The organism is Noviherbaspirillum sp. (assembly GCF_035654295.1).
Classification (GTDB): Bacteria; Pseudomonadota; Gammaproteobacteria; order Burkholderiales; family Burkholderiaceae_D; genus Noviherbaspirillum.
This window is the reverse complement of the sequence record NZ_DASRXF010000198.1, coordinates 1-11,413: the sequence shown is the minus strand read 5'-3', so window position 1 is coordinate 11,413 and position 11,413 is coordinate 1. Positions and strand designations below refer to the sequence as shown.

14 protein-coding genes are annotated in these 11,413 nt (G+C 64.7%); 2 read left to right on the top strand and 12 right to left on the bottom strand.

Annotated features, from left to right (window positions below; all coding sequences use genetic code 11):
* The 5 genes from VFF99_RS18440 to VFF99_RS18420 form a co-directional block, all read right to left on the bottom strand.
* Positions 1-461 (bottom strand): pyridoxamine 5'-phosphate oxidase family protein (locus VFF99_RS18440; RefSeq protein WP_325020384.1); only part of this gene is annotated, 461 nt, incomplete at its 3' end.
* A gap of 69 nt (positions 462-530) precedes the next feature.
* Complete coding sequence (locus VFF99_RS18435; RefSeq protein ID WP_325020383.1) at positions 531-938, bottom strand: SgcJ/EcaC family oxidoreductase; 408 nt, start codon at positions 936-938, stop codon at positions 531-533.
* A 28-nt stretch (positions 939-966) separates the two neighbouring features.
* Positions 967-1,719 (bottom strand): NAD-dependent deacylase, encoded by a 753-nt coding sequence (locus VFF99_RS18430; RefSeq protein WP_325020382.1) that lies wholly within the window; start codon positions 1,717-1,719, stop codon positions 967-969.
* A 45-nt stretch (positions 1,720-1,764) separates the two neighbouring features.
* The gene (locus tag VFF99_RS18425) at positions 1,765-1,992 is read right to left on the bottom strand and encodes a hypothetical protein (RefSeq protein WP_325020381.1); all 228 of its coding nucleotides are present in this window, start codon (positions 1,990-1,992) and stop codon (positions 1,765-1,767) included.
* Between the two features lie 52 nt (positions 1,993-2,044).
* Complete coding sequence (locus tag VFF99_RS18420) at positions 2,045-2,944, bottom strand: DMT family transporter (protein ID WP_325020380.1); 900 nt, start codon at positions 2,942-2,944, stop codon at positions 2,045-2,047.
* A 102-nt stretch (positions 2,945-3,046) separates the two neighbouring features.
* On the opposite strand from VFF99_RS18420, the gene gcvA reads away from it, so the two are divergent.
* Complete coding sequence (gene gcvA / locus VFF99_RS18415; protein ID WP_325020379.1) at positions 3,047-3,961, top strand: transcriptional regulator GcvA; 915 nt, start codon at positions 3,047-3,049, stop codon at positions 3,959-3,961.
* 3 nt (positions 3,962-3,964) lie between these two features.
* Here gcvA and VFF99_RS18410 read toward each other — a convergent pair whose 3' ends face one another.
* The gene (locus VFF99_RS18410; RefSeq protein WP_325020378.1) at positions 3,965-4,360 is read right to left on the bottom strand and encodes a rhodanese-like domain-containing protein; all 396 of its coding nucleotides are present in this window, start codon (positions 4,358-4,360) and stop codon (positions 3,965-3,967) included.
* A 102-nt stretch (positions 4,361-4,462) separates the two neighbouring features.
* On the opposite strand from VFF99_RS18410, the gene VFF99_RS18405 reads away from it, so the two are divergent.
* A complete protein-coding gene (locus VFF99_RS18405) occupies positions 4,463-5,956 on the top strand; it encodes a PLP-dependent aminotransferase family protein (protein ID WP_325020377.1) in 1,494 nt (497 codons plus the stop codon).
* Here VFF99_RS18405 and VFF99_RS18400 read toward each other — a convergent pair.
* The 6 genes from VFF99_RS18400 to VFF99_RS18375 form a co-directional block, all read right to left on the bottom strand.
* Positions 5,931-7,097, bottom strand: a complete 1,167-nt coding sequence (locus tag VFF99_RS18400; protein ID WP_325020376.1) for a phospholipase D-like domain-containing protein — start codon at positions 7,095-7,097, stop codon at positions 5,931-5,933. The genes VFF99_RS18405 and VFF99_RS18400 overlap by 26 nt on opposite strands.
* A 37-nt stretch (positions 7,098-7,134) precedes the next feature.
* Entirely contained in the window at positions 7,135-7,953 is an 819-nt protein-coding gene (locus VFF99_RS18395) for an endonuclease/exonuclease/phosphatase family protein (protein WP_325020375.1), read from the bottom strand.
* 90 nt (positions 7,954-8,043) lie between these two features.
* Positions 8,044-8,532, bottom strand: coding sequence for a dihydroneopterin triphosphate diphosphatase (gene nudB, locus VFF99_RS18390; RefSeq protein ID WP_325020374.1), 489 nt, complete (start codon positions 8,530-8,532; stop codon positions 8,044-8,046).
* Positions 8,533-8,629: 97 nt separating this feature from the next.
* Complete coding sequence (aspS, locus tag VFF99_RS18385) at positions 8,630-10,435, bottom strand: aspartate--tRNA ligase (RefSeq protein WP_325020373.1); 1,806 nt, start codon at positions 10,433-10,435, stop codon at positions 8,630-8,632.
* Between the two features lie 78 nt (positions 10,436-10,513).
* Positions 10,514-11,149 carry a DUF502 domain-containing protein gene (locus tag VFF99_RS18380; RefSeq protein ID WP_325020372.1) on the bottom strand — a complete coding sequence of 212 codons (636 nt, stop codon included), beginning with the start codon at positions 11,147-11,149 and terminating at the stop codon, positions 10,514-10,516.
* 61 nt (positions 11,150-11,210) lie between these two features.
* On the bottom strand, positions 11,211-11,413 hold a 203-nt coding region (locus VFF99_RS18375), incomplete at its 5' end, for an FmdB family zinc ribbon protein (RefSeq protein WP_414691558.1).

The following is an 11,413-nucleotide window of genomic DNA, read 5'->3' as shown; positions in this document are numbered from 1 at the left end:
TTCCCGGTCAACATGCCCTTGGCGAGGCCGTACAGGCGCACCGCGGCGCTGCCCGGTGCAAGCCAGTATTCCGCTTCGGTGACGGTGACTTTCAGGAGCACAAGATCGGGATCATCCAGCCCCTGCGGGAACCAGGGCTTGATCCACGGCGACCACAAGGCGCGCATCTTGTCCTTGTCGCGCACGACTTCGCAGGTGCCGGAAATCGACAGGTAGTCCTGCTTGTCGGTGCGCGCATAGCTGAGGTTGACCTGGTGGTGCTGTTCCGTTTCTTCAACCTTGGGAGATGAGAATGCAGTGAAGAACCACAGGTTGCCGGCGGCATCCATCTGCATCGTTGCCATCGGCCGGCTGCGCAGGGTCCCGTCGGGCTCCTCCGTGGTCAGCATGGCGAACTTGATTTCGTCGACGAGATCCGCGACTTTTTTCAGCTCGCCGAAAGTCTGTTCCTGGACGTCCATGATGCCTCCTGTATTGAAGTGGAAGACGACAGCAGGAAGGAGGAACGGGATGCGGGAAAGTTCCGCAGATCAGGCGAGCATGGAGACGGGTTCGGGTGACAGCATGTTGGCGTCGCGCACGATGACCCAGCCGGCCTCGGGGCGCTTGCGCAGGATGGACAGTGCATTGCCCGAACGGCGCATCGGCAGGCCTTCGCGGTGCGGGGTGACGGTGACGGTGAGGTGAGTCCAGCAATAGGCGAGGTCGTCGGTGATCTGCAATTCCTTGATCTCGCCTTCCGATTCGATGCGGTAATGCTTCATGCCCTCGCGAAACGCATCCATGAAAGCTTGCCGGCCGCGCATCGGCGCATGCCCCGGGGCCAGGAACACGACATCTTCCGCCATCAGCTCGCCGAGCCGCTGCAGGTTGCCTTCCGCCGAAGCGGTCTGCCATTCATCGACCAGCGCCCTGATCGCCTGCTCATCGTTTTGCATGGAAGAATCCCCTTAAAGGAAGACGCGATCAGCCGACGTGCGGCCATGCGGCCTTCAGCAGCGCGGGCAGCACCTCGCCCGACTTCCCGCGCAAAATGTACTGCGCAATCTCATCATGCCCGGTGGCTTCCGGGTTGACCTGGATCACAGTGCGTCCGCACGAGCGCGCATGCCGCGGCAGGCTGGCGGCCGGCTCGACCAGACTGGAGGTGCCGATGCAGAAAAACACGTCGGCCGTTTCAAGCACCTCGGCGGCGCGTGTCCATGCGGCGGCAGGGAGCGATTCGCCGAACCACACGACGCCGGGGCGGATATGTCCGCCGCAGTGCGGGCAGGCCGGCGGCGCACCATCGCCCAGCGCCTCTTCCGGCGCAGGCGTGCGGCAGTCGACGCACAGGTTGTGCCAGATGTTGCCGTGCAATTCGATGACCTCCGTGCTGCCGGCCCGCGCGTGCAGCCCGTCGACATTCTGGGTGATCACCGTGACGCGCGGCACGAGGCGCTCCAGCGCGGCGATCGCAAGATGGCCGGGGTTAGGCTTGACCTCGCGCATCAGTTCGCGCCGCCACGCGTACCAGTTCCAGACGGTGGCCGGGTCGCGGCGGAAGGCTTCGGGGGTGGCCAGGTCTTCCGCGCGATATTTTGCCCACAGGCCGGTCTGGGCGTCGCGGAAGGTGGGGATCCCGCTTTCCGCCGACACGCCGGCCCCGGTGAACGCCGCGACATGGCGGGCGCTGCGCAGGATGTCCAGCAGTTCGGGGTCGAAATGCACAGATTGCATGTCAGCTCCGTGGGACGAAGGGCAGACTTTCAGTATAGCGCCCGGTCAGAACACGGAAACGCCGCGGCTGCCGGCGAACAGGAAGACGGCGCCGCACAGCAGCGGGGTGACGGCATAGGCGAACAGGTGCACCTTGTCGCCGGTCTTGTCGCCGAACAGATCGCGCATCGCCTGCAGCCTCGACAGCTTGTGCGGCGCGGTGCGGCGGAGGATGACGGTATAGAGGCCGAACGCGAATACGGCCGCACCGAGGATCATCGTGACTGGATTCATTGCATTCCCTGGCAAGTGTGACGAGCAGTCATCTTGCCACGGATGGGCGCGCTCAGGTAGCCGCCTGCCTGCACTGCGTCGATGAGGGAACGGCCTCCTGCCCGGGCTTCCGCGCCAGCAGGACGACCGCCGACAGCACCATGGCGCCGCCGATCAGTTGGCCGGCGCTGGCCGACTCGCCCAGCAGCGCGATGCCGAGGCAGAGCGTGATGACAGGCTCGAGCGTGGAAATGATGGACGCTTGTGATGCGCCAATCGCCTTGATGCCGACCAGGAAGCTGGCAACCGCCACCAGCGAGGCGAAGGCGATGGCAAGGATGGCGAGCCAGGTCGTGGCATCCGCAGGCAAGGCCGAGCCGCGGGCGACTGCGATCGCCCCGTTGCCGAGGGCGGCGGCAACCATCACGACCAGGGTCGCCGCGAGCGGGTCGGTGCCTTGCGTGAGCCGGCCGCCGATCATGATGTACACCGCATAGATGCCGGCCGCCATCAGGCCCAGCGTGATGCCCAGCGGCGAGCCTTGCAGATCGCCGCCCAGCATCACCGCCATGCCGCCGATGGCCAGCGCCAGCAGGGCAAATGTGCGGCGGTCCAGCTTTTCCCAGCCGAAGGCGACCGCCAGCAGTGTGACCAGCACCGGGTAAACGTACAGGAGCAGCCCGACGAGGCCGCTGCTGGCGTGCATGAGGGCGGTGAAATAACTCTGCGACTGGGCGGTATAGAGCGCGCCCATCAGGGCAAAACCGGCCAACGCCCTGCCCCGCGGCAGCCGCAGCCGCTTGAGCCAGACCAGCGGCGCGAGCATGGCGACCGCCAGCACGAAACGCAGCGTCAGCAGCATGCTCGGCGTGAGGCCGGAGGCGTATGCCACTTTCGCAAAGAGCGCCATGCTGCCGAATCCGAGGGCAGAAAGCAGCACGAGGGCAATGGCAGCGCGGCGGGAAAGCGTCATGGCGGAAAGAGCAAAATGGATTGAGGGTAAAGCCAGTGTATTTCCTTGCCCTTGGGGCTACAAATCAATATTCTTGACGGATAGCCCCAATAATATTGAGCCATGACCCCAAACCGACTGCCGCCGCTGCCCGCCGTCCGCGCGTTCGAGGCTGCCGCCCGCCATGGCGGCTTTCAGAGCGCGGGGGAGGAATTGCATGTTTCCGCCGGCGCGGTCGCGCACCAGGTGAAACAGCTGGAGAACTGGCTGGGCGTCACCCTCTTCCAGCGGCTGCCGCGCGGCGTCGCGCTCACGCCCGCCGGCCGGCAATACGCGGAAGCCTTGCGCCCCTTGCTGAACAGTCTCGCGGAAGCCTCGGAAGCGGTGAAACGGCATGGCGATGAACGGGTGGTTACCGTCACCTCCGTGCCCTCGCTGGTTGCCCGCTGGCTGATGCCTCGCCTGGGCCGCCTGCGCGAACAGCATCCCGACATCGACATGCGCGTACTGGCCTCGCTGCATCCCGCGGACTTCGCGCGCGAAGGCGTGGATGTGGCGATTCGCCTCGGCAGCGGTCCCTATCCCGGGTTGAAGTCGGATGTGCTGATGGAGGAATGGTTCTCGGCCGTGTGCAGCCCGGCCTTCAAGGCCCGCGCGCCCGACCTGCGCACGCCGGCCGACCTGCTGCGCTATCCGCTGCTGCACGACGAAGTGGAGATGCGCATCCCCGACGAGGTGAGCTGGGCGCGCTGGCTGCAGGCTTTCGGCGTCAGTTACACCGGCCCCGCCCGTCCGAGCTTTTCGCACACCTACCTCACGCTCGAAGCAGCCGCCAACGGCCAGGGCGTAGCGATCGCGGCCGAAGCTTTCATCGAGGAAGACTTGCGCAGCGGCAGGCTGGTGCGGCTGTTTCCGCAACGCGTGCTCGGCCCTTACCGCTTCCACCTGCTGCGCCTGCCGGATGCCGAGGCAAGGCCGGCGGTGAAGGCCTTCTGCGAATGGATCATGTCGGAAGCGCGCGAGCTTGCTCCGGCATAGCGCTTAGCAGCCGCAGAGGATCTCGCTGTCGCCCTGGCTGCCCTGCTCCCCGGCGGTCGGATAGCCGTCGCGCTTCCACCAGTCGAGCCCGCCCATCAGTTCCTTGACCTTGAATCCCAGGCGCGTCATGTTCAGCGCGCCCTTGGTGGAGGCATTGCAGCCGATGCCGTCGCAGTAAGTCACCACCACGGCGTTGCGGTCGATGTGGCGCGTGGTTTCCTCGCTCATCGTACGGTGCGGTACATTGATGGCGCCGGGAATATGCTCGACGGCGTACGCAGCCGGAGAACGTGCATCGATCACGACGATGTTCTCGTTGGCCGCCAGTGCCGCCTTCAGGTCCGAGGAATCGGTTTCATACGCCAGTTTGTCGAGATAGTGCTGGAGCTGCGCTTGCATCTTGCATCCCTTCCCATTGCAAGTGATCGGATTGACAGAATGGATGGTATCGTTGAATGGTTTGCCAAAACAGACCATTTCAAGCGCTTATAGCAGACCATTATGAAGACCGCCAACCGCGCCCTGTCCGGTGTCCTGCTGACCCTGCTGGAGCAGAACAGCGGCCAGCCCGGCGCCCTCTCCCTGCGGGTGTACCGCGCCATCCGTTCCGCGATCCTCGATGCCACGCTGCAGGTGGGCGACCGCCTGCCGTCCACGCGCACGCTGGCCGCCGACCTCGCCATCTCGCGCAGCACCGCCGAAGCCGCTTACGCGCAGCTGGAAGACGAAGGCTACCTGCGGCGCGGGGTCGGCAGCGGCAGCTTCGTGAGTGCCGGACCGCCCCGGCGCAAGGACCGCGGACAACGGCAGCTGCCGGGACACCTGGCATTCTCGAAGCGCGGCGCGCAGATCGCGGAAACCGGGAGCTGCATTGATGCCCGGGCGGCCCGCGCCTTCTCCGCCGGCATGCCCGCGCTGGAATCCTTTCCCGTCAACACATGGCAAAAATTGACGGCCCGGCATGCGCGGCAGGATGCCGCCGCCTGGATGATGTACGGCGACCCGCAGGGCCTGCCGGCATTACGCGAAGCCATCGCGCAATACCTGTCGCTGTCGCGCGGCGTGGATTGCGATGCCGGCCAGGTGATCATCCTTACCAGCTCTCAGCAGGCGCTCGGCCTGGTCGCGATGATGATGCTGGATGGTGGCGATCCGGTGTGGATGGAAGACCCGGGATACCGCGGCGCACAGGCGGCGTTCGCCGGCGCAGGGGCAAAGATCGTTCCGGTGCCGGTCGATGCCGAGGGCATGCGGGTGGACGCGGCGCTGCGCATGCAGCCGCGCGCCCGACTTGCTTATGTGACGCCGTCCCATCAGTATCCGCTCGGCATGAGCCTGAGCCTGCCGCGCCGCCTGCAGCTGCTCGCGTGGGCGCGGCAGGCCGGCGCCTGGATCGTCGAGGATGATTACGACAGCGAATTCCACTACGACAGCCGTCCGCTTTCCGCGATCCACGGACTGGACCGGCATGAGCGCGTGCTGTACGTGGGCACCTTCTCCAAGGTCATGTTCCCGGGACTGCGCATCGCTTACCTGGTGGTGCCGGGATCGATGGCGCCGGCCTTCGTCACGGCCCGCACCCAGGCCGACGGCCACACCTCGCCCTTCCTGCAAGCCGTGCTGGCGGACTTCATGCAGGAGGGGCATTTCATGGCGCATGTGCGCCGCATGCGCGAGCTGTACCGCGCGCGGCGCGACATCTTCATGGAGGAAGTCGAACGCCACCTCGGCGGCATGCTGGAGCCGCAACCGGCGCAGGGCGGGTTGCAGGCCGCCTGCCTGCTCGCGGACCAGCGCCTCTCGGACAAGCGTCTCGCAGGGATGGCTGCAGACGCCGGGATCGAGCTGCCGCTCCTGTCGCGGCTTTACCTCGGTGAGGAAAAGAAGAACGGCTTCGTGATGGGCTACAGTGCGCTGACGCCTGCTCAGATACGTGAAGGCGCGAAGACCCTTGCCCGGGCCTGGCAAACTACTCGGTATACCGGCCGAGGGTGACGATGCGCAAGATGCCCTTGTAGAGCATGGAGGCGGCGCCGTACCAGGCGCGCTCATACCAGGGAATGTTGATGAAATCCTCCATCCGCACCGGCACGCCTTCGGCGATCGCGTCTTCGATCTTGGCGCGCAGCATGCGGGTGAATTCCGCATCCTTCACCACCACGTTCGCTTCGTGGTTGATCAGCAGGCTCAGGCCAACCCAGTTGCTGGAACCGACCGTTGACCATTCATCGTCGATCACCGCGACCTTGCCGTGCAGCTGGGTCTTGCGGTACTCGACGATCCGCACACCGCTCTTGAGGAGCTTCGGATAGAAGGAATGCGCGACCGCATCCTGGATGCGGAACTGGCCGACGCCGATCAGCAGCGTGACCTGGACGCCGCGCGCTGCCGCAGCCGCCAGCCCATCGCGCAGCTTGCGCCCGGGGGCGAAGTAGGGATTGGCGAGCATGGCAGTCCTGCGCGCGCCGCCCAAGGCCTTGAGGTAAGTCTTCTGGATGGTGCGCCGGTTGCGCAGGTTGTCGCGCACCACGTAGGCCGCCAGCGCCGGGCCTTCGCCGATCGTGTGCCCGGTCCTGCGTCGTTCCATGAACAGTTCCCAGCGGTGCCGCAGGCTGAGCCCCTTGAGCATCATCCATTGTGATTGCACGTCGCGGTAGATCGCCCCCACCAGCGGGCCGCGAACGCGCACGGCGATGTCCCAGCGGGGCGCCGGCAGCGGCTGGCTGAAGCCGTCGTCGGAAATGTAATCGTGGTTGATGTTGAGGCCGCCGAGGAAGGCGACCTGCCGGTCGACCACGCAGATCTTGCGGTGCGAGCGGGCGACGCCGCGCTTGAACCAGGCGTTGAATACGCGGTGATGCACGCCGCCTTCCGAGAGCAGGTGGTTGAGGATGACCGATGGCCGGTGCCCGGTGCCCAGCCAGTCGGTGATGACGTTGACGATGACGCCTCGCGCCGCGGCGCGGACCAGCGCGTCCTTGACCGCTTCGCCGGTCGTGTCGAGCGTGAAGATGTAGGTCTCGAGATAGACTTCGAAGCGTGCAGCGTCGATCGCGCCGATCAGCGCCGGAAAGAACTCGGCGCCGCAATGGAGAAGCGTGACGTGATTGTGGGCGGTAAACGTTACCGGACGCATAACCGGAAGCACACTCCAGGGAGAATGACGGCCAATTTTACATGGCAGCCGCGAGTACCTGCGATTTCATGTGCAGCGACGCCACGATGGGCGCGTGGTCCGACAGCTTTGCCCAGTTCGGGCCGTGCAGGACTTGCGCACTCTCGATCTGGAAACCGCGGACGTAAATCCGGTCCAGCCGCAGCCACGGCAGCGCCGCCGGAAAGGTGCGCGCCGGCTTCAGCTTCGGACCGCGCCCACTCAGGCTGCGCAGGTAGGTGCCGAATCCGCGCGAAGGCAGGTCTTCATCGAACACCTCGATGACGCCAAGGGCATTGCGCAGGCTGTCGCTGAGCTGGTTGGTCCAGTCGTTGAAGTCGCCGGCAATGATCAGCGGCGCACCGGGAGGCGAGGAAGTGCTGACTGCTTCGATCAGCGCCTCGGTCTGGCGCTTGCGGCTGCGCGCGAAAAGGCCGAGGTGGATCACGTAGCAGTGCAGGTCGCCGGCAGGCGTCTGCACCACGCAATGCAAGATGCCGCGCGATTCGTAGGCGTGATCCGAGACGTCGCGGTTGCTGGAAGAAAGGACAGGATACCGGCTGAGCAAGGCATTGCCGTGATGGCCGTGGTCATAGACCGCGTTCATGCCGTACACCGCCTGGTGCGATTCGCCGGCAAGGAAATGATGCTGCGCCTGCTCCGGCCACAGCGCCGCATGCTTCATGGCGTACTTGTCATGCCTGCCCTGCACTTCCTGCAGGAACAGGATGTCGGCCTCCATCGAGGCAAGCGCCTGTTTCAGCGCGTGGATGCGCGGCATGCTGCGCAGGGAGCTGACGCCTTTATGGATGTTGTAAGTGGCGATGCGTAGTTTCATGGATTCATTCTAGACGCTGTGCAACAGGTGCGGAAGGCGCCCTTTCGTTGTGAGAACACAGATTCTGAGAAGCTTGTCCGGGGATAAGTTTCAGGACAGTCCGAGATATTTCGGCAGTTGCAGGACAGCTTCCGCATTCGAGGGCGAGAAGCACTTGTCCGCCGCCTCCCGGTAAGGCAGCCAGAGGTAATCGATGTGCTCGCGCGGCGCCAGCGTGACCGGAATGTCGCGCGGCACCAGCAGGCCGAAAACATGTTCGGTATTCCTGGTTACGCCCGGTGCGTAGCGGTGACGCCAGACGGGATAGATTTCGTACACGTTCGAGAGATGCCAGTCGCGCAGGTTATGCACCGGGACGGTGCACCCGGCCGCGCCGGGATGGTCCGAGACGACGATGCCGGTCTCCTCGAACACTTCGCGCACCGCCGTGTCGGTAAGCGCTTCGTCGGGCGTATCCTTCGAGCCGGTCACCGATTGCCAGTAGCCCGGCTTGTCGGCGCGCTCGATCAGCAGGACATCGAGATCGGCCGTATGGATGACGACCAGGACGGATTCGGGAATCTTGTAGGGTTTGTTCATGGCCGGCGGCTGGACAAGTGCACGGAGATGATACCCGACAAACAAAAAAGGGCGCGGGATCCGGATCCCGCGCCCTTCCCTGCCGTTTGCACGTGCATCAAGCCTTGACCGCGGGCTCCACGTTGCGCAGGCGGATGTGCAGCTCGCGCAGCTGCTTCTCGTCGACTTCCGACGGCGCCTGGGTCAGCAGACACTGTGCGCGCTGGGTCTTCGGGAAAGCGATCACGTCGCGGATCGATTCGGCGCCGGTCATCATGGTGACGATACGGTCGAGGCCGAAGGCCAGGCCGCCGTGCGGCGGAGCGCCGTACTGCAGCGCGTCCAGCAGGAAGCCGAACTTCAACTGCGCCTCTTCCGCGCCGATCTTCAGTGCGCGGAACACCTTGCTCTGCACGTCGGCGCGGTGGATACGGACCGAGCCGCCGCCCAGTTCCCAGCCGTTGAGCACCATGTCGTAGGCCTTGGCCAGCGCCTTGCCCGGATCGGTTTCCAGCAGGTCTTCGTGGCCATCCTTGGGCGAGGTGAACGGGTGGTGGGCAGCGACGTAGCGCTGGCCTTCCTCGTCGTACTCGAACATCGGGAAGTCGATCACCCACAGCGGCTTCCAGGTGTCTTCGAACAGGCCGTTCTTCTTGCCGAAATCGCTGTGGCCGATCTTCACGCGCAGCGCGCCGATCGCATCGTTGACGACCTTCGCCTTGTCGGCGCCGAAGAAGATCAGGTCGCCGTCCTGCGCGCCGGTCTGCTCGATGATCGCGGTCAGCGCGGCATCGTGGATGTTCTTCACGATGGGCGACTGCAGGCCGTCGCGGCCCTTCGCTTTTTCATTGACCTTGATGTAGGCCAGGCCCTTGGCGCCGTAGATGGCGACAAACTGGGTGTACGCATCGATCTCGGAACGGGGCATCGCGCCGCCGCCCGGCACACGCAGGCCGACCACGCGGCCGCCTTCCATGTTGGCGGCACCGGAGAAGACCTTGAAGTCCACGTCCTTCATGACGGCGGTGAGGTCGGTGAACTGCAGCTTGACGCGCATGTCCGGCTTGTCGGAACCGTACAGGCCCATCGCTTCGGAATACTGCATGACCGGGAACGGGTTCGGCAGGTCGATGTCGAGCGTGTTCTTGAACACGCCGCGGATCATGCCTTCGAACAGGTCACGGATTTCCTGCTCGTTCATGAACGAGGTTTCGCAGTCGATCTGGGTGAATTCCGGCTGGCGGTCGGCGCGCAGGTCTTCGTCGCGGAAGCACTTGGTGATCTGGTAGTAGCGGTCGAAGTTGGCGACCATCAGCAGCTGCTTGAACAGCTGCGGCGACTGCGGCAGCGCGAAGAAGTTGCCGGCGTTCACGCGGGACGGCACGAGGTAGTCGCGCGCGCCTTCCGGCGTGGATTTGGTCAGCATCGGCGTTTCAATGTCGATGAAGCCGTTGGCGTCGAGGAACTTGCGCACTTCCATCGTGACCTTGTAGCGCAGGCGCAGGTTGTTCTGCATCTGCGGACGGCGCAGGTCGAGCACGCGGTGGGTCAGGCGGGTGGTCTCGGACAGGTTGTCGTCGTCGAGCTGGAACGGCGGCGTGACGGACGGGTTCAGGACTTCGAACTCATGCGCCAGCACTTCAATCTTGCCGGACTTCAGGTTAGCGTTAGTGGTGCCTTCCGGACGGTTGCGCACGATGCCGCTGATGCGAACGCAGAATTCATTGCGCACGGCTTCGGCGGTCTTGAAGACATCGGCGCGGTCCGGATCGCACACTACCTGCACGAGCCCTTCGCGGTCGCGCAGGTCGATGAAGATCACGCCGCCGTGGTCGCGGCGACGGTGCACCCAGCCGCACAGGCTGACGGTCTGGCCGAGAAGCGCCTCGGTGGTGAGGCCGCAATAGTGAGTTCGCATAGACATGATGGATTTCCAGTTTCAGATTCTTTGTGATAACCCCGGTACCTGCATCCACCGGGGTCCTGGGATTGAACGCCGTCGTCAGAGTGATGGAGGAACGGCCTTCAGGTTCTTCGAAGCGGGAACGACATATTCGGGCGCCACGACGCCCATCGACACGATGTACTTGAGGGCTTCGTCGACCGACATGTCGAGCTCGATGGCATCGGCACGCGGCATCATCAGGAAGAAGCCGGAAGTCGGATTCGGCGTGGTCGGCACATAGACACTGATGTAGTCGCCGGCCAGATGGTTCTTGACGTCGCCGCCGGGCGTGCCGGTCAGGAAGGCGATGGTCCACGAACCTTCGCGCGGATACTGCACCAGCACCGCCTTGCGGAACGCATTGCCCGACGAGGAGAACAGGGTGTCGGACACCTGCTTCACGCTGGAGTAGATCGAGCTGACGATGGGAATGCGATTGAGCAGCCGCTCCCACACATGCACGATCTGCTTGCCGATGAAGTTCCTCGTCAGCACGCCGACCAGGAACACGAACACCACGGTGACGAGTGCGCCCATCCCCGGGATATCCAGCCCGATCAGGACTGCAGGCCGCCAGCGCGCGGGCAGCAGCAGGACCGACTGGTCCAGCGTGCCGATGATCAGGTTCAGCACCCAGAGGGTGATCGCCAGGGGAACCAGGACCAGCAGGCCGGTGACGAAATATTTGCGCATGGTGTTCTAGGGCTTGGAGCGTGCTCGGTGGTGGTGGTCGCCGTGGTCGCCTTGGTCGCGGTTATGCTGCCGACGTCGTGCTGCCGGCATTGGCGGCGCAACCGCCGGTGGCGCAGCTGCTTTCGGCCGCAGCCGGCTTGCTTGCCGTGGACGTGGAAGCAGACGAACCCCCGTTGCGGAAATCGGTGACGTACCAGCCGGTGCCCTTGAGCTGGAAACCGGCCGCGGTCAGTTGTTTCTTGAAGCTGCCCTTCCCGCACGACG

Bases quoted from the DNA above. Each gene is read 5' to 3' on its own strand.
- VFF99_RS18435 (WP_325020383.1), bottom strand. From the start codon at position 938: ATGCAAAACGATGAGCAGGCGATCAGGGCGCTGGTCGATGAATGGCAG.
- VFF99_RS18430 (WP_325020382.1), bottom strand. From the start codon at position 1,719: ATGCAATCTGTGCATTTCGACCCCGAACTGCTGGACATCCTGCGCAGC.
- VFF99_RS18425 (WP_325020381.1), bottom strand. From the start codon at position 1,992: ATGAATCCAGTCACGATGATCCTCGGTGCGGCCGTATTCGCGTTCGGC.
- VFF99_RS18420 (WP_325020380.1), bottom strand. From the start codon at position 2,944: ATGACGCTTTCCCGCCGCGCTGCCATTGCCCTCGTGCTGCTTTCTGCC.
- gcvA (WP_325020379.1), top strand. From the start codon at position 3,047: ATGACCCCAAACCGACTGCCGCCGCTGCCCGCCGTCCGCGCGTTCGAG.
- VFF99_RS18410 (WP_325020378.1), bottom strand. From the start codon at position 4,360: ATGCAAGCGCAGCTCCAGCACTATCTCGACAAACTGGCGTATGAAACC.
- VFF99_RS18405 (WP_325020377.1), top strand. From the start codon at position 4,463: ATGAAGACCGCCAACCGCGCCCTGTCCGGTGTCCTGCTGACCCTGCTG.
- VFF99_RS18400 (WP_325020376.1), bottom strand. From the start codon at position 7,097: ATGCGTCCGGTAACGTTTACCGCCCACAATCACGTCACGCTTCTCCAT.
- VFF99_RS18395 (WP_325020375.1), bottom strand. From the start codon at position 7,953: ATGAAACTACGCATCGCCACTTACAACATCCATAAAGGCGTCAGCTCC.
- nudB (WP_325020374.1), bottom strand. From the start codon at position 8,532: ATGAACAAACCCTACAAGATTCCCGAATCCGTCCTGGTCGTCATCCAT.
- aspS (WP_325020373.1), bottom strand. From the start codon at position 10,435: ATGTCTATGCGAACTCACTATTGCGGCCTCACCACCGAGGCGCTTCTC.
- VFF99_RS18380 (WP_325020372.1), bottom strand. From the start codon at position 11,149: ATGCGCAAATATTTCGTCACCGGCCTGCTGGTCCTGGTTCCCCTGGCG.